Raw genomic sequence first — 20,884 nt, forward strand, 5'->3', positions numbered from 1 at the left:
TTTGCAAGCCCCTTGTTTGCAAAGGGCGAAAGCCTCATATTGTCTGCAGGCATGCTGGAGCTCCGCAGCGGCGCCCGGGTCGAAAACCCCGACACCGTATCTCCTTCGGAGCTTGTAAGAGGAAACTATGGCTGATCTTCGTAACTATCAAAGCCGCGTCCAGACCGGCGAGATGATTGATCAAGGCCTGCGCGCATATATGCTCAAGGTCTACAATCTGATGGCGCTGGGCCTGGCGATCACCGGCGTGGCAGCATATCTCGGATTCAACTTCGCGGTCCAGGACGGCCAGCTCACCCAGTTTGGCGCGCTTCTGTTCCAGTCGCCGTTGCGCTGGGTCGTGATCCTTGCCCCCCTTGCGGTCGTCTTCTTCCTGAGCTTCCGCATTCATCAGATGAGCGTGTCCGCCGCCCAGACCACCTTCTGGATCTACGCCGCCTTGGTAGGGCTGTCGCTCTCGTCGGTCTTCCTGGTCTATACAGGCCAGAGCGTCGTTCAGACCTTCTTCGTCACCGCCGCCTCCTTCGGCGCGCTGTCTCTTTACGGCTATACGGCGAAGCGTGACCTGTCGGCGATGGGTTCGTTCCTGATCATGGGTCTCTTCGGCCTGATCATCGCCTCGCTCGTCAACATCTTCCTGGCTTCATCCGCGCTGCAGTTCGCGATCTCGGTGATCGGCGTGCTGATCTTCGCAGGTCTCACCGCCTACGACACGCAGCGGATCAAGGAACTCTACTATGAAGCGGATGACGTCGCTGTCGCCGGTCGCAAGGCGATCATGGGCGCACTGACGCTATACCTCGACTTCCTCAACCTGTTCATGTTCCTGCTGCAGTTCATGGGTAACCGCAGATAACAGGCGCATTGATAGATCGAAAAGGCGGCTTCGGCCGCCTTTTTTGTTGCACCGGTTTCTCAGGGGTGGTTTTAGAGGAGCCTGCTCCTTCCGACGGACCTGCCGCCCGATGTCCTTCCTCCTGCGCGACGCCTCCCAAACCGACATCACCGCCATTACGGAGATCTATCGCGACTCGGTCCTCAATGGCGTTGCAAGCTACGAGATTGCGCCGCCCTCCGAGGCCGAAATGGCCCAGCGGTTTTCCGTGATCGTCAGCCAGCAATATCCCTATATCGCCGCAACCGATGCTGACGGGAAACTCCTGGGCTACGCTTATGCGTCGGCCTTCCGCACCCGCCCTGCCTATCGCTGGATGGTGGAGGATTCGATCTACCTGGCACCCGAAGCCCGCGGCCGCGGCATCGGCAAGGCACTGATCGCCGAGCTGATCGACCGCTGCACCGGGCTTGGCTTTCGTCAGATGGTAGCCGTCATCGGCGGCGCGAGCCCGGCCTCGATCGCGCTTCATCTGAAGGCAGGTTTTGTGGAGGTCGGACTGATGAAGGGTACCGGCTACAAGCACGGCCGCTGGCTGGACACGATGCTCATGCAGCGCAGCCTCGGCGAGGGCATGAGGACCGATCCGGATCCCTCCATTTATCCCGGTACGCTGTTTGCGGGCTGATGAGAATTATTTATCGACAAGCTTCAAGGCCTTGTCGAACACCTTGAGGACCTGATTCAGCTCGTGCCCGCGCTTCAGGATCATGCCGTTGACGTTGATGACAGAATAGGCGCCCTGCTTGGCGGCAAGCTTCGGGTTCTTTTCGATCCGGAAGAGCGGCATCTCGCCGGAGCGCTTGAAGACGGAAAAGACTGCTCTGTCCTTCAGATGGTCGATGGCATAATCGCGCCATTCCCCCTCGCCGACCATGCGGCCGTAGATCCAGAGGATCGCGTCCAGCTCGCGCCGGTGGAAGGTCACCGGAAGCGGGTCCTTGCTTTGCTTGTACTCCCTGAGATCGACGACGACCGAGGAACTATTGTCGACGGAGCGGCTTTCGCCGTGTCGCAAATCCGGCTGATCTGTCATCAGGTCTCCAAGGCCTCCGCTTGTGACAGGAGAGTGACAGTTTGCCCGAGCCGCCGCAAATTGCAAGAGCGCGGCCCCTCACATTCGGCCTACGGCAGCGCCGCACGTCCAGACACCTTTCGCTGGGGACGAAGCAGTGCTTTCTCCCCAGCGCCGCATTTCAGTCAAAACAGCGCCTCATTTGCAGGGGATTTATGCATCCCGGTTTGGCGCCAGCGCGCCAAAGGGCCCGGCGGAGCGTATCGACCTTAACCCCAGCCCCGAATACGCTCGGCCGGGCCGCCCGGCATTTCACCCGTAATCGGTTGAAATATCAGATATTTTTTCCCGCCATTACCACGGTCGCCCCGAGAATCGCTGCCGGATCGCCGTCGGCCGTTGCCGACTGCAGCAGAATCGCGCAGCCCTCGAGCTGCGGCCGCTGCAGGACGCTCGCCGGCAGCGTCAGACTGGTCGCCTTGCCGTCCCACATGCCTACGGTTTCGACATTGGTGACGCTGTGCAGATAGGAGATCTTCTTGCCGCTGTTTTCGCCTTTTTCGACGTCGATCGTCTTTTCCTTGTCGAAATAGACCATCACGACATTGGCCTTTCCCTGCCCTGCGCCGATTTTGATCTCCAGCTCGTCGCCGCGCATTGCCGCGCTGACGGGGATGGTCAGCCCGTTGCCTTCGCTGCTGTAGGTGTCGATCTTGCTGTTGATGCCGGTGAGATCGGCGCCGGCCAAATGGCCACGGCCATTGACGATCGCCTGCGGCGTATAGACGTTGCTGCGACCCATCGTCCTGGCATAGCCGTACTGCCGCTCGGTATTTTCCTTCGAGCTCAGCGTATCGGCCCAGCCGAGATAATTCCAGTAGTCGATGTGATAGGCGAGCGCGATGACATCGCCCTGATTCACCAGCTTGCGAAAGGCGGCATCAGCGGGAGGACAGGAGGAGCAGCCCTGCGACGTGAAAAGCTCGACGACGCCTTTGGGCTTGCCGTCTTCGGCCTGCAGCGAGCCTGCAAGAGCAACGCCGACGATCAGCGGAATCAAGAAACGGGGGGACATTCACCTGCACCTCTTTTTCAGCGCCGGCGGCGTTTGGAACCGAAGGCTCTGAGATATGAACGTACGAATAATCCTTCCGGGTCCAAACGAAAAATCACGAACGGGTGAGACCGTAGCTCGGCCGGAACGCAGCTGAAACAAATCATCGTGAGCCTCCGGCAAAGACTCTTGCAGCAAAGAAAAGCCGCCGGAAACGCTCTCCGGCGGCCATTATCAATCCACTCTCCTAGACCCGGGTGATTTTAGGCCGACCGGCCTAAAATCTGAATCCGGATCTACATCAAAGAAGAAGAGCATGATGTCGTCCGAAAACCGCTCACACTTTTCGGCATCATGCCCTGAAAATCAGGCAGCGAGATCACGCAGGACCGTCTGCAGAATGCCGCCATTGTTGAGGTAGATCACCTCGTCGAGCGTATCGACACGCGACAACAGCGGAACTTCCTTCACAGTGCCGTCGCCATAGGTAATCTTGGCGATCTTCCTCTCGCGCGGCTTGATCTTGTCCAGCCCCTCGATGGTGACGAGCTCATCACCCTTGAGGCCGAGGCTCTGCCAGGTCGTGCCCTCTTCGAAGACGAAGGGGATGACGCCCATGCCGACCAGGTTCGAGCGATGGATGCGCTCGAAGCTCTGGGCGATGACAGCCTTGACGCCGAGCAGGTTGGTGCCCTTGGCAGCCCAGTCGCGCGAGGAGCCGTTGCCGTATTCGACACCGGCGAAGATGACGAGCGGAACGCCTTCTGCCTTGTACTGCATGGCGGCGTCGTAGATCGAAGTCTCTTCCTTCGACGGGTAGTGGATGGTGTAGCCGCCTTCCTTGCCGTTCGGGCCGAGCATATGGTTGCGGATGCGGATATTGGCAAAGGTGCCGCGCATCATCACCTCATGGTTGCCGCGCCGCGTGCCGTACTGGTTGAAGTCGGCAACCGCGACGTCATGGCCGATGAGGTAGGCGCCGGCCGGCGATGCCGCCTTGATCGAGCCGGCCGGAGAGATGTGGTCGGTGGTGATCTTGTCACCGAACAGGCCGAGGACGCGGGCGCCCTTGATGTCGGCAACGCCGGTGCCCTTCTTGCCCATGCCGACGAAGTAGGGTGGGTTCTGGACATAGGTCGAGTTGTCGTCCCAGGCATAGGTCTGGCCCGGCGGAACCTGAACCGCCTGCCAGTTGATGTCGCCCTTGAAGACATCGGCATATTTGCTTTCGTAGAGTTCGCGGGTGACGTATTTCTGGATGAACTCCTGCACCTCGTGCGAGGTCGGCCAGATATCCTTGAGGTAGACGGGCTTGCCGTTCTGGTCTTCGCCGATCGGCTCCTTGGTCAGGTCCTTCTGCACCGTGCCGGCAAGAGCGTAGGCGACGACAAGCGGTGGCGAAGCAAGATAGTTCGCCTGGACGTCGGGCGAGATGCGGCCTTCGAAGTTGCGGTTGCCGGAGAGCACGCCGGAAACGATCAGACCCTTGTCGTTGATCGTCTTCGAGATCGGCGCCGGCAGCGGGCCGGAATTGCCGATGCAGGTGGTGCAGCCGAAGCCGACGAGATTGAAGCCGAGCTTGTCGAGATCGGCCTGCAGACCTGACTTGGCGAGATATTCACCGACCACCTGCGATCCCGGAGCCAGCGAGGTCTTGACCCACGGCTTGGTCTTCAGTCCCTTGGCAACGGCGTTGCGGGCGAGAAGGCCGGCCGCGATCAGCACCGACGGGTTGGAGGTGTTGGTGCAGGAGGTGATGGCGGCAATCGCGACGTCGCCGTGGCCGAGATCGAAATCGGTGCCTTCGACCGCATAGCGGTTGGCAAGCTGGCCGGGCTTCTTGTAGTCGGCATCCATCGAGCCGGCAAAGCCGGAAGCGATGTTTTCAAGCGCGATGCGGCCTTCCGGACGCTTCGGGCCGGCCATCGACGGCACGACGTCGCCGAGGTCGAGTTCCAGCGTGTCGGTGAAGACGAGGTCGGAACCGTCGCCTTCGCGCCACATGCCCTGGGCCTTCGAATAGGCTTCGACGAGGGCGATGCGGTCATGCGTGCGGCCGGACATGGTGAGGTAGTTGATGGTTTCGCCGTCAACCGGGAAGAAGCCGCAGGTGGCGCCGTATTCCGGACCCATGTTGCCGATTGTCGCGCGGTCAGCGAGCGGCATGTTGTCCATGCCGGGGCCGAAGAATTCGACGAACTTGGAAACGACGCCCTTCTTGCGCAGCATCTGCACGACGGTCAGAACGAGGTCGGTCGCGGTGACGCCTTCCTTGAGCTTGCCGGTCAGCTTGAAGCCGATGACTTCAGGCAGGAGCATCGAAACCGGCTGGCCGAGCATGGCGGCTTCAGCCTCGATACCGCCCACACCCCAGCCGAGAACGCCGAGACCATTGATCATCGTCGTGTGGCTGTCGGTGCCGACGCAGGTATCGGGATAGGCGATCGTCTCGCCGTCCTCATCCTTGGTCCAGACGGTCTGGCCGAGATATTCGAGATTGACCTGGTGACAGATGCCGGTGCCCGGAGGAACGACGCGGAAATTCTTGAATGCCTGCTGGCCCCACTTCAGGAAGCGGTAGCGCTCGCCGTTGCGCTGATATTCCAGCTCGACATTCTTGGCGAAAGCCTGCGGCGTGCCGAACTCGTCGACGATGACGGAGTGGTCGATGACGAGGTCGACAGGAACAAGCGGATTGATCTTCTCGGGATCGCCGCCGAGCGACACCATCGCGTCGCGCATCGCGGCAAGATCGACGACGGCGGGAACGCCGGTGAAGTCCTGCATTAGCACGCGCGCCGGGCGATAGGCGATTTCGTTTTCGACAGCGCCCTTGTTGTTCAGCCACGCGGCGACGGCGAGGATGTGCTCCTTGGTCACCGACTGGCCGTCTTCGAAGCGCAGCAGATTTTCGAGCAGCACCTTCATCGAATAGGGAAGCTTCGATACGCCGGCCAGACCGTTTGCCTCAGCCTTGGGCAGGCTGTAATAGACATAGTCCTTTCCACCAACGGAAAGCGTGGAACGACAATTGAAACTGTCAAGAGATTTAGACACGAGAAACCCCGTTCTGATAGCCAACACAGTCGTGCGAACGCCTATGCACTTAATGCACATCAGGATGCGGGTACGGCCATTTCCGCTGTCCGCACGTGGAGCAGATGCTCCAAGTTCGGCGCAAGGATGAAATTCACGCCGACCGCTGGCGTGGTTGCCGGTCTTATAGATAATTTCCTAAAAACTTGCCATACCCGAGCACTGCCAAAACCAGACATTTTTTGAGCCTTCCGAAAGCCGCAACGAAGAAAGAGCAGACGCATGCAACTCACCGCCGAAAATCTGGCTGCAAGGCGCGGTGAGGATCTCATTTTCGTAAACATTTCCTTTCACTTGACGGCCGGAGAAGCCCTCGTTCTGACCGGCAAAAATGGATCGGGAAAATCCACTTTGCTGCGCGTTGCCGCCGGTCTTCTTAAGCCCGAAAAGGGAACTGTCATCTTCCGCGATAAAGAGAGCCCGCAAGGCCGCCATCCGGGCGAGGTCAGCCATTACCTCGGCCATCGAAATGCGATGAAGAATGAACTTACGGTTGCGGAGAATTTGGAATTCTGGCAGTCCTTCCTCAGCAGCCCGGGCGCCGCCGGCCTCCCTGTCGATGACGCCGCCGAAGCCGTCGGCCTCTTAGGGATTACCCACCTTCCCTTCGGCTATCTCTCCGCCGGCCAGCAACGCCGCTTCGCCTTCGCCAAGCTGCTCGTCGCCCACCGCCCCATCTGGATCCTCGACGAGCCCACCGCGGCCCTCGACGCCAGCGCCGACCGGCTGTTTGCCGGATTGATCGAAGCGCATCTGGCAAAAGGCGGCATCGTGCTGGCGGCAACTCATCAGCCACTGGGGCTCCAGAATGTGCAGGAATTGAAGATGACGGGCTTTGCCGGCGTGGATCAGGGAGTGTGGGGATGACCACCCTCTTTCTCCGCGACCTGAAACTTTCCATCCGCGCCGGCGGCGGCGCGCTGATCGGCGTGCTGTTCTTCCTGACCGTCGTCGCCGTCATCCCCTTCGGCGTCGGACCTGATCTCAAGCTGCTCTCGCGCATCGGCCCCGCCATTGTCTGGATCGGCGCGCTGCTTGCCGCCCTTCTCGGCCTCGACCGGCTGTTCCAGGCCGAGCGCGACGATGGGTCGCTCGACCTAATGCTGATGCAGGAAACGCCACTTGTGCTCACCGTGCTCCTCAAATGCTTCGCCCACTGGACCGCGACCAGCCTGCCGCTGGTCATCGCTTCGCCGCTGCTCGGCCTGTTCATGAACATGGACGAGACGGCGATCGGCGCCACCATGCTGACGCTCTTCGTCGGATCGCCGGCGATCACCTTCATTGGCGCCGTCGGGGCTGCCGTCGCCGTTGCCCTGCCCCGCGGCGGCCTGCTGGTCTCGATCCTCGTATTGCCTTTGACGATCCCCGTGCTGATCTTCGGTGTCAGCGCCACCTATGCCGCGGTCGAGGATCCGGCGCCATTCCTGCCGCCCTTCCTCATATTGATCGCACTGACGCTGTTCTTTGCGGTCATCGGCCCCGCCGCCGCCGCCTTGGCGCTGCGAAACACGTCGGATTGAATGCCTTTCGATTGCGGGAAAAGCCGGATCAAGGTAAGGAAGCGCTCATGAGCCAAACCAGCCTTGCCATCAGCAAAATCAGCGATCTCGCCAACCCGACGCGGTTTCTGGCGCTGGCCGCGCGCATCATTCCCTGGATGGCCAGCATTACCGTTCTCTGTTTTGCGGTCGGTCTTTATCTGAGCTTCGCGACCGAAGGCGATTACCAGCAGGGCGAGACGGTGCGCATCATGTATATCCATGTGCCCGCCGCGTGGCTGTCGATGATGTGCTATACGATCATGAGCTTCTCGGCGATCGGCACGCTGGTGTGGCGCCACCCGCTCGCTGATGTTTCCGCCAAGGCCGCAGCCCCGCTCGGCGCCGCCTTTACGCTGCTGGCGCTCATCACCGGCTCGCTCTGGGGCAAGCCGATGTGGGGCACCTGGTGGGTCTGGGATGCCAGACTGACCTCTGTCTTCATCCTCTTTCTGATGTATCTCGGCCTCATTGCGCTGAGCCGCGCCATCGACGATCCCTCGAGGGCCGCACGCGTCTCCGCCGTGCTGATCCTCGTGGGCTTCGTCAACATCCCGATCATCAAGTTTTCCGTCGACTGGTGGAACACGCTGCATCAGCCGGCAAGCGTGATACGCCTCGATGGCCCGGCGATCGATCCGGAATTCCTGCGCCCGCTCTTCGTCATGGCGACCGCCTTCACGCTGCTCTTCTTCACCCTGCACCTCATGGCCATGAGAAACGAGATCTGGCGCCGCCGCGTCGCCGCCCAGCGCCGTCTTGCCGCCCGCATGGCCAGCCGGGAGGAATAGGTCGTGACGCACGCCTTCTATGTCTATGCATCCTATGGCATCGCCGCATTGGTGACACTCGCCGTCATCCTGTGGACCTGGGCCGACGGCCGGGCGCGCCGCCGCGAGCTTGCGAGCCTCGAAGCCGCCGGTATCCGCCGCCGCTCGGCGCGGCCAAAGGATGGCGAATGACCGAGACGCCCGACACCAAAACTGCCAAGCCCCGACAATTTGGCCGCTATGCCCTGGCGCTTCTGCCGCTGATCGTGTTCGGCGGTATTGCCGCGACGGCCGCGAAGATGCTCTACGACCAGGATTTCCACGGCAAAAACATCGCCGAAATCCCGTCCGCCCTGATCGGCACCAAGGCGCCGTCGCTGAACCTTCCGCCACTCGACGGCGCCAACCTGCCGGCGCTGACCGACGCCGCGATCAACGGCAAGCTGACGCTTGTCAACGTCTTCGCCTCCTGGTGCATCCCCTGCCGCGACGAACACCCTATTCTCAAGGAACTCGCCAAAGACGGCCGACTGAACATCGTCGCCATCAATTACAAGGACAAGAACGAGAACGCCCTGCGCTTTCTTGGCGAACTCGGCAATCCCTATCAAGCGATCGGCGTCGATCCAAACGGCAAGGCGGCGATCGACTGGGGCGTCTACGGCATCCCGGAAAGCTACCTCGTCGGCCCAGACGGCACCATCCTCTACAAGCGCGTCGGCCCCTTCGACGACATCAGCCTGAAGGAAGGCCTGTATCCGGCGCTGGAAAAGGCGCTGGGCAAGCCGGCTTCGTAAGTTTCTCCCAACGAACATACGATTAGCTGTCGATTACGCCCGCCGAGGGCGATGCCTCCAGCCCCGCGCCTTCAGTGATCATTGATCCGGCTCCACGGACCGGCCGCACGCCGTTCACCGCGATCAATCTTTTCGCGATGGTTCATATCAAAACCTCTGCTTAGACATCAGAATGTTGATTTCAGACATCAATAGGCACATCATGGACCTCAACTGTCAGAGTGTGCGCAAGATAAGCGATGTTTAATCGTGATCACTGCAGCTCAGATGCGGGCCGCCAGGGCCATTCTCGGTATCGACCAGCGGCAGTTGGCCGAACTGACGGGAGTTTCGGTTCCGACGATCCAGAGAATGGAGGCGAGTGCCGATGTGGTGCGCGGGAATGTCGACACCCTGATGCGTCTGCTGGCGGCGCTGGACAGTGCAGGTGTCGAGGTGATCAACGAGGGAGCCGTTAGCACGGATGGCGGGCGCGGGGTCAGGCTTAAAGCGAAGACCAAGCCCTCAGAGAGCGCAACCACGGAACGGTTGGCGTCCTTGTCCACAGCGAGGACGAACTCGTGACATCGGTTTCAGTCCTATTGTTATGCGCGGCGGCATTGCTTGGGACGGCGGTTTTGGCGGTACTGCTCACTCATTCGAGCCGGTCGACGCCAGTTGTCTACGGTGTGAGCCTGGCTTTCTCCGCCATCGCCTTTGTCACTGCCCTCGCATATCTTGTCGGAGGGCCTCCTTCCGCCGAAGCATCGTTGCTTGACCTTCCTATCGGCCTTCCGTGGTTGGGAAGCCATTTCCGGCTCGATGCGCTCGCTGCCTTCTTCATAATCGTCGTCAATCTCGGCAGTGCCCTTTCGGCTCTCTACGCCCTTGGTTACGGCCGTCACGAACATGCGCCGCATCGCGTGCTGCCGTTCTTTCCCGCCTTCCTCTCCGGCATGAACCTGGTGATCCTGGCAGACGATGCCTTCACCTTCCTCATCTCCTGGGAGTTCATGTCGCTTGCTTCCTGGGCGCTGGTGATGGCCCACCATCGCGATGCCGATAACCGGAAGGCCGGCTACGTCTACATCGTCATGGCGAGCGCCGGCTCGCTTGCCCTGTTGCTCGCATTCGGCCTGCTTGCAGGATCTGCCGGCGATTATAGCTTCGCAGCCATGCGGTTATCGGCGCACAGTCCGTTTGTGGCCGGCCTCGCGCTTGTCCTGCTGCTGCTCGGCGCCGGTTCCAAGGCTGGTCTCGTGCCGCTGCATGTCTGGTTGCCGCTGGCGCATCCAGCAGCCCCAAGCCATGTTTCCGCCTTGATGAGCGGCGTCATGACCAAGGTCGCGGTCTATGGTTTCATCCGGGTGGTCTTCGATCTGCTCGGCATGCCGACCTGGTGGTCGGGTATCGTCGTGCTGATCATCGGCAGCGGGAGCGCCGTGCTCGGCATCCTGCAGGCGCTGATGGAGAGCGATCTCAAACGATTGCTCGCCTACAGCACCATCGAAAATATCGGGGTGATCTTCGTCAGCCTCGGGCTGGCGCTTGCCTTCAAGGCGAACGGTATGGGGCTGGCGGCAGCATTAGCGCTGACTGCCGCGCTATTTCATGTCCTCAACCATTCATTCTTCAAGAGCTTGCTCTTCTTCGGCGCCGGCGCGGTGCTGACGGCGACCGGTGAGCGGAGCATGGACAAGCTCGGCGGCCTTATCCATCGCATGCCGGTCACGAGCGTCGTTTTCCTAGTCGGCTGCGTCGCGATCTCGGCCCTGCCGCCATTCAATGGCTTTGTTTCCGAGTGGCTGTCGTTCCAGGCTATGCTGCAGAGCCCGGTTCTGCCGCAATGGGGCTTGAAGATTCTGGTGCCGGCGGTGGGCGGCATGCTGGCTTTATCGGCTGCCCTGGCGGCTGCCTGTTTCGTCAAGACATTCGGCGTGACCTTTCTCGGTCGTCCTCGCACCATTGTGGCCGAGAAGGCGGTGGAGGTCGATCGCTTCTCGCTCGCGGCGATGTGCGTGCTGGCCGCGCTGTGTCTTCTGGCGGGCATCCTGCCGGGGATCGTCATCGATGCGCTCGCGCCCGTAACGCTGTCGCTGATCGGGGAACAGGTGCCGATGCAGACGGATATTCCATGGCTGTCGATTGTGCCGATCGCCGAGAGCCGCAGTACCTATAATGGTCTTCTGGTATTCCTGTTCACCCTCTTCTCAGCGTCGTCGACGGCCTATCTCATCCACCGTTTCGCCTCGCGGGCGCTGCGCCGGGCGCCCGCCTGGGATTGCGGCTTTCCCGAAATCAACCCGGCGACGCAATACACGGCAGGCAGCTTTGCCCAGCCGGTTCGGCGCGTTTTCGGGACGGTGGTTTTCCGCGCCCGCGAAAGGGTGGACATGCCGCCGCCGGGGGATCTTCGGCCGGCGCGTTTTGCCGTCGAGGCGCATGACCTGATTTGGGAAGGGCTCTACCTGCCGATCGTCGGCGCCGTCGGGTTTGCCGCCGAAAAGCTCAACCATCTGCAATTCCTGACGATCCGGCGCTATCTGAGCCTGGTCTTCCTCGCGCTCGTCTTCCTGCTTCTGGTGCTGGCGCTATGGTCATGATCTCCGCTCTCCTCGTCCAGGCCGTTCAGATGGCGCTCGTCGTGCTGATCGCGCCGCTGCTGACCGGTTTTATCCGTCTGATCAAGGCGCGGTTGCTGCGCCGGCGGGGGCCCTCCATGATCCAGCCCTACCGCGACATTCTGCGGCTCGTGCGCAAGGAAGTGGTGCTGGCCGAGAATGCGTCATGGCTGTTCCGGATAACGCCCTACCTCATCTTCGCCGCGACCTGGGTCGCGGCTGCAGTCATCCCGACTTTCGCCACTGGCCTCATCTTTAGCTGGACGGCCGATCTGATCGCCATCATCGCACTGCTTGGCAGCGCGCGTTTCTTTCTGGCGCTCGCCGGCATGGACGTCGGCACCAGCTTCGGCGGCATCGGATCGAGCCGCGAAGTGATGATCGCAACGCTGGCAGAACCGTCGATGCTGCTCATCATCTTCACGCTCGCCCTGATCGCCGGCTCGACCCAGCTTTCGAGCATCGCCGCCTTCATGACGTCACCGCAGGTGGGGCTGCGGGTTTCGCTGGCGATCGCCTTGATCGCGCTCGTCATGATCGCAATCGCCGAAAACGCGCGTATTCCCGTTGATAATCCCGCTACCCATCTGGAACTGACCATGGTGCATGAGGCCATGGTGCTCGAATATTCCGGACGGCACCTCGCAATTATCGAATTGGCGGCCTTCCTGAAGCTCGAACTCTACATCTCGTTGATCGCCTGCATGTTCGTTCCGTGGAAACTCGCCGAATTGGGAGAAGGCCCTTCTGCCTATCTGGCTGGCATCCTTGCCTATCTTGCCAAGCTCGCAGTCGGCGGTGCTCTCCTCGCCCTGTTCGAAACGGCAACCGCCAAGATGCGGGTTTTCCGGGTGCCGGAATTTCTTGGCGCCGCGCTGATGCTCGGCCTGCTCGCGACTCTGTTGCGCTTCGTTTCAAGGAGCCTTTGATGAACGGTGCGGTCTTCGATATCGCCCATATGCTCGCCGGCGGCCTGGTCTTGGTCAGCATGATGATGCTCTATCAGGACCGTCTCTACGCATTGCTCAACGTCTTCGCGCTGCATTCGCTGATATTGACGATGTCGGTCGCTTGGCAGGCCTTCGTCCAGGATGCTCCGCATCTCTATGTCACGGCGGCGATCGCTCTCGTCTTCAAGGCAATCGTTATCCCCGTCGTACTCCATCGCATGATCCGCCAACTCGGCATCCACCGCGAGATCGAGGCCGTTGTCGGCATCGGCTCCACCATGCTCGCTGGCATCGCTCTCGTCGCTTTGGCGACGGTTATAATGCTGCGGGTGACGCCGGAGGCGGATCCTTTGGCGCGCGAGGACCTCGCCTTCGCATTATCCGTCCTGCTGCTGGGATTGCTGATCATGGTCACCCGCCGCAACGCGGTCAGTCAGGTCGTGGGCTTCATGTCGCTCGAAAATGGGCTGGTGCTCGCCGCGACCGGCGCCAAGGGCATGCCGCTCGTCGTCGAGATCAGCGTCGCCTTCTCGATCCTGATCGCCTTCATCGTCATCGGCGTTTTTCTGTTTCGCATCCGCGAACGCTTCGACACGGTCGATGTCCGCGCGCTGGATGACTTCAAAGGGAGACGGCGGAAATGAATGCGTTCTCCTCCGTCGTGGCCTTCGATGCCGTGACAGCCGTCCTTGTGATACCGCTCGTTGCGGCTGCCCTCCTGGCGCTTTTGCCCGGTTATCGGATGACCGCACGGCTGAACCTATTTGCAAGCCTGCTGACCTTGCTCGCCGCGCTTTCCTTGTTCCCGGCCGAACGGCCGGCTCCGGGGCAATATCTGCTCGTCGACGATCTCAATATCGTCTTCATCGTCCTCAACAGCTTCGTGGGCTTTACCACCAGCATCTTCAGTGCCAGCTACATTGCGCATGAACTGGATATCGGCCGGCTGACGCCTGCAAACCTTCGTTTCTACCATGCCATGTATCAGATCATGATGTTCGGCATGAATCTGGCATTCGTGTCCAACAATATCGGCCTGATGTGGGTCGCCGTCGAGCTTGCAACGCTCACCACCGTGCTGATGGTCGGCATCTACCGTACCCACGAAGCACTGGAAGCTGCCTGGAAATATTTCATTCTGGGAAGCGTCGGCATCGCGTTTGCGCTCTTCGGCACCATTCTCATCTACCTGGCGGCGCAGCCGGTCGTCGGCGAAGGCTATGACGCCATGGTCTGGACCATTCTGATCGAGCACGCCTCGGCCTTCGATCCGGCGCTTCTCAACGTCGCTTTCGTATTTCTGCTGCTTGGATATGGCACCAAGATCGGTCTCGCGCCATTGCATGCCTGGCTGCCGGATGCCCATGCCGAGGGCCCGACGCCGATCTCGGCGGTCCTGTCCGGCTTGCTCCTGAACGTCGCGCTCTATGCGGTCTTGCGCTTCAAGATGCTGTTGTCGGCCAATCCCGAAGCTCTTGCGCCTGGACCGCTGATGATGACGATGGGGCTCGCCTCGCTGATTTTCGCGGCCTTCATGCTCTACCGCCGCCGCGACATCAAACGCCTGTTCGCCTATTCTTCGATCGAGCACATGGGCCTGATCGTCTTTGCTTTCGGCCTCGGCGGACCATTCGCCAATTTCGCCGGACTATTGCATATGGTCATGCATTCGCTGACGAAATCGGCGATCTTCTTCGCCGTCGGCCATATCGCTCAGGTCAAGGGAACGCAAAGGCTCTCCGCCATCCGCGGCCTCAGCGAAACGCATCCGGGGCTGGGCTGGGGCTTGCTGACCGGCGTTGTCGCCATCGCCGGCGTGCCGCCGGCGGGGATATTCATGAGCGAGTTCCTGATCGTCAGTTCAGCTTTCGCAAAGCAACCGCTGCTCGCCATTCCGCTCGTCTTCGGATTGCTGGTCGCTTTCGGTGCGCTGCTGCTGCGGCTCACGGGAGCGGTGTTCGGACAGCCCCGCGGCAGCACGGCGCCCGCCGAGGCATCCTATGTGCCGATGTATGCTCATCTCATGCTGGTGCTTGTCGCCGGCGTCTATCTGCCGTCAGAGCTGGTTGCCTGGTTCCAGCATATCGCCAACCTTCTTCGATGATGCGAGGGGAGATGTCGACGCTCAGTGATATCCTCGAGAAAGGTCGTTCCGTTCCGCACCACGCTCCGTGGCAACGCGCCATCGTCGATGCGGCCGCATGGACATCGGCCATATCGGCGCTATCCGAAGGGCGCCTGATCCTGCTCGGTCTATGGGGCGAGGCGAGTGCCGTTCATATGGCCTTACTCGACGAACCGACCCGCGCAATCGGGGTTCTCAGTCTGGAAGAGCTGGAGGAGGGCGGCTATCCTTCCGTCGCGCAATTGCATCCGCCGGCCTTGCGGCTGGAGCGGGCGCTCCGCGATCTCACGGGGCTTGACCCACGGGATTTGCCGGATAGCCGGCCGTGGCTCGATCACGGCTGCTGGGATCTGCGCCATCCCCTCGGAGAACGCGGGATCGCGTTGCCGGAAGCCGGTCCTTATGCCTTTTTGCCCGCCGAAGGTGACAGTCTGCACCAGATCGCGGTTGGCCCGGTGCACGCCGGTATCATCGAGCCGGGACATTTCCGCTTTGCAGCCAATGGCGAGACGGTCGTCCGCCTTGAGGAGCGACTCGGTTACGTCCACAAGGGGATAGAGGCGCTGATGGAGGGCGCGGATCCGATTCGCGGATCCCAGCTCGCCGGGAGAGTGTCCGGCGACAGCACCGTCGCATACGCCTATGCCTTTTCGTGTGCCGTCGAGGCCGCATTGGGGATCGTTGTTCCGCCGCGGGCGATCTGGTTGCGCGCTCTGATGGCGGAATTGGAACGGCTCGCCAACCACTTTGGCGACATCGGCGCCATCTGCAACGACGCCGCGTTTCCTCTGATGCTGGCTCATTGCGGCGTGCTGCGCGAGCGTGTGTTGCGGGCAGCCGATGCCGCCTTCGGTCACCGCCTGATGCGCGACCGTATCGCCCCCGGCGGCGTCACCCGCGATCTGAACGGCGGCGGAGCGGCCGGCTTGCGAAGCCTCCTTCTCGAAATCCGCCATCGGTTTCCGGCCCTGGTCGAGCTCTACGACAACACCGCCTCGTTGCAGGACCGGACGGTCGGCACAGGTAGGCTGCGCGCCGAATTGGCGCGCGCGTACGGGGCCGGCGGCTACGTCGGGCGCGCATCCGGGCGCGGTTTCGATGCCCGGCACGTCCTGCTCTACCCGCCCTATGATCATTTGGTCTTCGGCGTTCCGGTGCTTAATGACGGCGACGTTAACGCCCGCGTCTGGATCCGTATTCGGGAGGTCGACGAGAGCCTGTTGCTCATCGAGCAGATTCTCGATCGTCTCCCGATCGGATCTATCCTCAACGCGATCCCTTCCGTCGGTGAACGTCGGGAAGGCATGGCGCTTGTCGAGGGTTTTCGTGGTGACGTCCTGGTCTGGCTTCGGCTTGCACCGGAGGGTGTCGTCGAACGCTGCCATCTGCGCGATCCATCTTGGTTTCAGTGGCCGCTGATCGAGGCAGCGATCGAAGGCAATATCGTTGCCGATTTCCCGCTCTGCAACAAGTCGTTCAATTGTTCCTATTCTGGTCATGATCTTTGAAGGCAGGGTCGCATGCGAAAACTCCTTTTCGAAAACCTGATCCGCCTGCCGCTGACAGAACCGGCGCCATCCCCCTCCGATGCGGCCATGGAAGAGCTCATCGCCGCTATCGACAAAACCGCGCGCCGGCGCCTTGGGCGCAGCCTATCAATCCGCGCAGTCGATGCCGGTTCCTGTAACGGCTGCGAGTTGGAGATGCATGCGCTGAGCAATGCCTTCTACGATATCGAGCGTTTCGGCATGCGTTTCGTTGCCTCGCCGCGCCATGCCGACGTGCTGCTCGTAACCGGCCCCGTAACCAAGAACATGCGCGAAGCACTAGAACGGACAAACAACGCCACACCGGCTCCAAAGTGGGTGGTTGCGCTCGGTGGTTGCGCCCGCGACGGTGGCTGTTTTGCGGGCAGTTATGCGGTTGTCGGCGGAGTTTCCAAGGTCATACCCGTCGACCTTCATATTCCAGGTTGCCCGCCGTCGCCGACGGACATCCTCCGAGGTCTTCTTTCTTTACTTGAATACGTCGATACAGGAGGCCGCGCTTCGTGACGGCGAGGTTCAATGGTTCGACTTCTCCAGGCTGGACTTGTTGCAATTGGGATGCTGATCACGGCGGCACTCGGCCTTCTCGCTGCCGTCCGGCGCCGGGCCTTTTCACCGGAGCCGCCACGGCGACGGTTACAATCTCGAAAGCCGGACATCCATCAAATGGATCCGTCCACACGCCTTGCCATTGACCTGGTCGAGAAGGTTTTCATCCGGGATTTCGGATGGTCTTTCCGCAGGCAGACGGATTCGAACATCGGTATCGACGCTCGCGCTGAAATCCTCGAAAACGGTTGGCCAACGGGCCGGCTTCTGCCGCTGCAGATCCGACCGATATCCTGCGCGGAGAGAACCGAAGGCCATTACATCTATCGCGGTGAAAAACACCATCTGGACTGTTGGGCGAGGCATTCGCTACCCGTTTGCGTCATCATCGTTGACACCGAAACCGGACTGATATTGTGGCAGCGAATGGAGAAGCAGCTATGGGAGGAAGTGAGGATGGAATGGTCTATTGCCGTCCCGGCAACCAACTTGCTCGACGCCACTGCCAGGCTCTGTTTCGAGGAGGCGATACCGACCGATCCGGAATTCCTGATGCGCTCGGCCTTTGCGCTCGATCTCGTTTTGATGGAGCAAATACAAGACCAGACAACGTTTTTCGTATGGGACGAGTGGGGCGATACAACTGCGTTCTTTGGCAATCTCCGCATCTACATCGGTGAAGGCCAGGAGGCAGAGCCGGATGTGCAGATCGATTATCGTCTCCGAGCTCACAACCTCCACGACGTCATGGTCAGGCTTTTCCCCTGGGCGATCTATTCGTATGCCGAACCTATTTCGGAATATTCCGGTGAGGTTGCCGTTCATATTCTGGAAGTCGAACTGCGGCCCGAAGCGCGTGCCTATCTGGAGGCCGAGAATTTCCTGGTTGCAGGCTATCCCGAGGATGAGGCGCCATCAGCCCCGGAACCTCAGGACTTCATCACGGAAGAAGAGGAAAGTGAGTTTTGGCGCAGCCGGGGAACACCTCACGATCCTCGCGATCGGCAGGATTAGGAGCAGCGGGAAAGATTGGGGAGGGGATTTTATTGCCCCTAAACCCCACCCTGCCAGATCTTGATCGCCTCAACCGGCCAGATCAGCATCAGCACATTCAGCGTCAGATTATCCCGGATCATATACCCGGTGGAAATCTCGAAGAAGATGGCGACGGCCACGGTCAACGCTATCGGCGCCCGCCAGGCGAAGAAGAAGCCGACGCACATGAAGACGGTGTCCATCGCCGAATTCAGGATGCTGTCGCCGTAATAATCGAGCGCGATCGTCGCGGTGCGGTAGCGGTCGATGATGAGAGGGGAGTTTTCCAGCAGTTCCCAGCCGGACTCGATGACGAGCGCCAGGAGCAGACGCGCCATCAGCGGCTTGCGGCGCAGGAGCAGATAGCTCAGTCCGTAAAACAGGAAGCCGTGGATAATGTGCGACGGCGTGTACCAATCCGACAGATGCTGCGAGTTGCCGCTGGTATTGACCCCGCCCTCCCACAGCTTGACATAGCCGCAGGCGCAGATCGGCACGCGCCCCATCAGATGCTCGGCGACGACTTGGGCGACCAGGACCGCAAGGCACGCGACGAACCAGAAGGTCTGATGCCTGATCCGGTATTCGACGTCTGCAGCGCTCACTTTTCACCGTCCGTTTCGGGATTGAGGCTATGTTTCAGCACCAGCGGCATCTGCGCCAGCGTGAAGATGATGGTGATCGGCATCGTGCCCCAGACCTTGAACGCGACCCAGGTATCGTCGGAAAAGTTGCGCCAGACGACTTCGTTCAGCACGGCGAGGAACAGAAAGAAGATGCCCCAACGGATCGTGAGTTTGCGCCAGCCTTCGGCATCGAGCTGGAAGGCGGCGTTGAAGACGTAGCCGAGCAGCGACCGGCCAAAGGCCAGCCCGCCGAGCAGCGCCACCCCGAAGAGCGTGTTGACGATGGTCGGCTTCATCTTGATGAAGGTCTCGTTCTGTAGCCAGATCGACAGCGAGCCGAAGATGACGACGACGATGCCGGAGACGAAGGGCATGATCGGTAGATGGCCGAGCACGATCTTCGAAACTACAAGCGAAATCACCGTCGCCGCCATGAAGAGCCCGGTCGCGACGAACAGCGGCCCGCCCAGTTCGGAAAGGGCGGGAAATTTTTCGACCAGCCATTGGCCACGCAGATTGGCGAAGAAGAAGATCATCAGCGGCCCGAGTTCCAACGCCAGTTTCAGTATCGGATGATGGCGGTCGGCCGCGGACGGGGTGATATCGCTTTCGGTGGTCATGCGTTCTTCGAACCTGCTATTGCTGAAAACCTGTTTCCCGACCGTCCCTTGCAGGCTTTCGGCGGCATATCTGTGGCATCATTGCCCGAGCCCGGCAATGGCATGGGCAAAATCCTCGGCCTCGAACGGCTCCAGGTCTTCCACGCCCTCGCCGACACCGATGAAATAGACCGGCAGCTTGTGCTTGGCGGAGATCGCAACGAGAATGCCGCCCCGTGCCGTGCCGTCGAGCTTGGTCATGATCAGCCCGTTGACGCCGGCGACATTGCGGAAGATCTCGACCTGGCTCAGTGCATTCTGCCCCGTCGTGGCGTCGAGCGTCTGCAGTACGGTGTGCGGCGCATCGGGATCGAGCTTGCCGAGCACGCGCACGATCTTTTCGAGCTCGGCCATCAGCTCGGCCTTGTTCTGCAGCCGGCCGGCGGTATCGACGATCAGCACGTCGCATTTTTTCGCCTTCGCCTGTTCGAAGGCATCATAGGCAAGACCGGCGGCATCGGAGCCGAGCTTGGTGCCGATGAATTCGGAATTGGTTCGCTCAGCCCAGATCTTCAGCTGCTCGATCGCCGCCGCGCGGAATGTATCGCCGGCGGCCAGCATCACCTTCAGCCCGGCGCCCGAAAGCTTCGCCGCAAGCTTGCCGATCGTCGTCGTCTTGCCGGTACCGTTGACGCCGACGACGAGGATGACATGCGGCTTGTGCGAGAGATCGAGCTGCAGCGGCTTGGCGACCGGCGTCAAAACCTTGGCGATTTCGGACGCCATAATCCGGCTGACATCCTCGCCGGTCACATCCTTGCCATAGCGCTCGGAAGCCAGCGTATCGGTAACGCGCAACGCCGTTTCGACGCCGAGATCGGCCTGGATCAGCAGATCTTCGAGATCCTGCAGCGTCTCGTCGTCGAGCTTGCGCTTGGTGAAGAGCGCTGTGATCTGGCCGGTGAGCTGCGAGGAGGTGCGCGCAAGCCCGTTCCGCAGACGCTGGAACCAGCTGAGCTTCGGCTGCGGGGCAATGGGCTCCGGTGCAATGATCGCAGGGCCGGTGGTGAAGCCTTTGGGGAGGACGGGAGATTCAGCCTTCGGCCATTCCGTAATCGTCTCGGAAGGCTCGGCGGATGTGATCCCCCCCTCTGCCCTGCCGGGCATCTCCCCCACAGGGGGGGAGATCGGCTGAACGGCGATCTCTTGCTCCACATCGAGTTCAGGCTCTTCTGGAAGCAGGTCTGCGCCATCCGCTGTCTCTTCCGCGGAAACCGACACCTCCGGCTCCGAACGATCTCGCCCATTGTGGGGGAGATGTCCCGCAAGGACAGAGGGGGGTGTTTCCACCACGTCCACAGCCATCGGCTGGGCTTCCGTCTCCGCTTCCGCCTCGGCTTCCAGCAGCGACAGCGGAACAACGCCGATATCGCTCAGCTGGTCCGGAGCCGGCAGGATCGCGGGCTCAGCATCGTCACGCTCTTCCTCGGCGCCCTCGCCGACATCCGCAGCCGGCCCGCCGGCCGTATCTATCTCCTCGGGAAGAACAGGATCTTCCGCAATCGGCAGGTCCTCGTCGCGCGAGCGTGGCTCGAGCTCCCTTTCCACGGTCTCAGGCAGGGGTTCCTCAGCCGGCTTGCCGAAGGTGAAGACCTTTTTGATGAAACTGAGCGCCATGGGAATTC

The 20,884-nt window shown here is 61.0% G+C and carries 21 protein-coding genes and 1 pseudogene; 16 read left to right on the forward strand and 6 right to left on the reverse strand.

Translation table 11 applies throughout. The features are described from left to right. Positions 1–127 precede the first annotated feature (127 nt). Together HJC04_RS10950 and HJC04_RS10955 are read left to right on the forward strand one after the other, a co-directional pair. Positions 128–856: a Bax inhibitor-1/YccA family protein gene (locus HJC04_RS10950; protein WP_210632994.1), complete on the forward strand. Its 729-nt coding sequence runs from the start codon at positions 128–130 to the stop codon at positions 854–856. Positions 857–965: 109 nt separating this feature from the next. Further along, on the forward strand, positions 966–1,523 hold the full coding sequence (locus HJC04_RS10955) for a GNAT family N-acetyltransferase (protein ID WP_221146096.1): 558 nt from the start codon (positions 966–968) through the stop codon (positions 1,521–1,523). A 6-nt stretch (positions 1,524–1,529) separates the two neighbouring features. Here HJC04_RS10955 and HJC04_RS10960 read toward each other — a convergent pair whose 3' ends face one another. The 3 genes from HJC04_RS10960 to acnA all read right to left on the reverse strand — a co-directional run bounded on the left by HJC04_RS10960 (position 1,530) and on the right by acnA (position 6,021). Further along, on the reverse strand, positions 1,530–1,931 hold the full coding sequence (locus HJC04_RS10960; RefSeq protein ID WP_064805507.1) for a DUF2794 domain-containing protein: 402 nt from the start codon (positions 1,929–1,931) through the stop codon (positions 1,530–1,532). A gap of 313 nt (positions 1,932–2,244) precedes the next feature. Then, positions 2,245–2,985, reverse strand: a complete 741-nt coding sequence (locus HJC04_RS10965; RefSeq protein ID WP_210632996.1) for a thioredoxin family protein — start codon at positions 2,983–2,985, stop codon at positions 2,245–2,247. A 345-nt stretch (positions 2,986–3,330) separates the two neighbouring features. Then, complete coding sequence (acnA, locus tag HJC04_RS10970) at positions 3,331–6,021, reverse strand: aconitate hydratase AcnA (protein WP_221146098.1); 2,691 nt, start codon at positions 6,019–6,021, stop codon at positions 3,331–3,333. A gap of 261 nt (positions 6,022–6,282) precedes the next feature. Here acnA and ccmA point away from each other — a divergent pair, with 261 nt between their 5' ends. The 14 genes and pseudogenes from ccmA to HJC04_RS31685 all read left to right on the forward strand — a co-directional run bounded on the left by ccmA (position 6,283) and on the right by HJC04_RS31685 (position 17,953). Continuing rightward, complete coding sequence (ccmA, locus tag HJC04_RS10975; RefSeq protein WP_210632998.1) at positions 6,283–6,927, forward strand: heme ABC exporter ATP-binding protein CcmA; 645 nt, start codon at positions 6,283–6,285, stop codon at positions 6,925–6,927. Then, complete coding sequence (ccmB, locus tag HJC04_RS10980) at positions 6,924–7,583, forward strand: heme exporter protein CcmB (protein ID WP_221146100.1); 660 nt, start codon at positions 6,924–6,926, stop codon at positions 7,581–7,583. The genes ccmA and ccmB overlap by 4 nt, the downstream gene beginning before the upstream one ends. A 47-nt stretch (positions 7,584–7,630) precedes the next feature. Then, positions 7,631–8,392, forward strand: a complete 762-nt coding sequence (locus tag HJC04_RS10985; RefSeq protein WP_210633000.1) for a heme ABC transporter permease — start codon at positions 7,631–7,633, stop codon at positions 8,390–8,392. 3 nt (positions 8,393–8,395) lie between these two features. After that, positions 8,396–8,563 (forward strand): heme exporter protein CcmD, encoded by a 168-nt coding sequence (ccmD, locus tag HJC04_RS10990; RefSeq protein WP_221146102.1) that lies wholly within the window; start codon positions 8,396–8,398, stop codon positions 8,561–8,563. After that, positions 8,560–9,168: a DsbE family thiol:disulfide interchange protein gene (locus HJC04_RS10995; protein WP_221146104.1), complete on the forward strand. Its 609-nt coding sequence runs from the start codon at positions 8,560–8,562 to the stop codon at positions 9,166–9,168. Before ccmD ends, HJC04_RS10995 begins: the two co-directional genes overlap by 4 nt. 249 nt (positions 9,169–9,417) lie before the next feature. Beyond that, the gene (locus HJC04_RS11000; protein WP_405047659.1) at positions 9,418–9,732 is read left to right on the forward strand and encodes a helix-turn-helix domain-containing protein; all 315 of its coding nucleotides are present in this window, start codon (positions 9,418–9,420) and stop codon (positions 9,730–9,732) included. Beyond that, complete coding sequence (hyfB, locus tag HJC04_RS11005; protein WP_221146106.1) at positions 9,729–11,750, forward strand: hydrogenase 4 subunit B; 2,022 nt, start codon at positions 9,729–9,731, stop codon at positions 11,748–11,750. Before HJC04_RS11000 ends, hyfB begins: the two co-directional genes overlap by 4 nt. Then, a complete protein-coding gene (locus tag HJC04_RS11010) occupies positions 11,741–12,697 on the forward strand; it encodes a respiratory chain complex I subunit 1 family protein (protein WP_210633004.1) in 957 nt (318 codons plus the stop codon). The genes hyfB and HJC04_RS11010 overlap by 10 nt, the downstream gene beginning before the upstream one ends. Further along, a complete protein-coding gene (locus HJC04_RS11015; protein ID WP_221146108.1) occupies positions 12,697–13,362 on the forward strand; it encodes a hydrogenase-4 component E in 666 nt (221 codons plus the stop codon). The genes HJC04_RS11010 and HJC04_RS11015 overlap by 1 nt, the downstream gene beginning before the upstream one ends. Beyond that, on the forward strand, positions 13,359–14,822 hold the full coding sequence (locus tag HJC04_RS11020; protein ID WP_221146110.1) for a hydrogenase 4 subunit F: 1,464 nt from the start codon (positions 13,359–13,361) through the stop codon (positions 14,820–14,822). Before HJC04_RS11015 ends, HJC04_RS11020 begins: the two co-directional genes overlap by 4 nt. An 11-nt stretch (positions 14,823–14,833) precedes the next feature. Continuing rightward, entirely contained in the window at positions 14,834–16,351 is a 1,518-nt protein-coding gene (locus tag HJC04_RS11025; RefSeq protein ID WP_221146119.1) for a nickel-dependent hydrogenase large subunit, read from the forward strand. A 12-nt stretch (positions 16,352–16,363) separates the two neighbouring features. Then, positions 16,364–16,897, forward strand: coding sequence for an NADH-quinone oxidoreductase subunit B family protein (locus HJC04_RS11030; RefSeq protein WP_168302249.1), 534 nt, complete (start codon positions 16,364–16,366; stop codon positions 16,895–16,897). A gap of 159 nt (positions 16,898–17,056) precedes the next feature. After that, positions 17,057–17,386, forward strand: a pseudogene (locus HJC04_RS31680) (DUF4365 domain-containing protein); the annotation flags it as partial. Positions 17,387–17,491: 105 nt separating this feature from the next. After that, the gene (locus HJC04_RS31685) at positions 17,492–17,953 is read left to right on the forward strand and encodes a hypothetical protein (RefSeq protein WP_259668859.1); all 462 of its coding nucleotides are present in this window, start codon (positions 17,492–17,494) and stop codon (positions 17,951–17,953) included. A 38-nt stretch (positions 17,954–17,991) separates the two neighbouring features. On the opposite strand, the gene HJC04_RS11040 is transcribed toward HJC04_RS31685, so the two are convergent. The 3 genes from HJC04_RS11040 to ftsY form a co-directional block, all read right to left on the reverse strand. Continuing rightward, positions 17,992–18,579 carry a DUF2585 domain-containing protein gene (locus tag HJC04_RS11040; protein WP_221146124.1) on the reverse strand — a complete coding sequence of 196 codons (588 nt, stop codon included), beginning with the start codon at positions 18,577–18,579 and terminating at the stop codon, positions 17,992–17,994. Beyond that, on the reverse strand, positions 18,576–19,220 hold the full coding sequence (locus tag HJC04_RS11045) for a septation protein A (RefSeq protein ID WP_221146126.1): 645 nt from the start codon (positions 19,218–19,220) through the stop codon (positions 18,576–18,578). The genes HJC04_RS11040 and HJC04_RS11045 overlap by 4 nt, the downstream gene beginning before the upstream one ends. A gap of 78 nt (positions 19,221–19,298) precedes the next feature. Continuing rightward, complete coding sequence (gene ftsY / locus HJC04_RS11050) at positions 19,299–20,876, reverse strand: signal recognition particle-docking protein FtsY (protein WP_221146128.1); 1,578 nt, start codon at positions 20,874–20,876, stop codon at positions 19,299–19,301. Positions 20,877–20,884 lie beyond the last annotated feature (8 nt).

This window comes from Rhizobium sp. NLR8a (genome assembly GCF_019685235.1).
Taxonomy (GTDB): Bacteria; Pseudomonadota; Alphaproteobacteria; order Rhizobiales; family Rhizobiaceae; genus Rhizobium.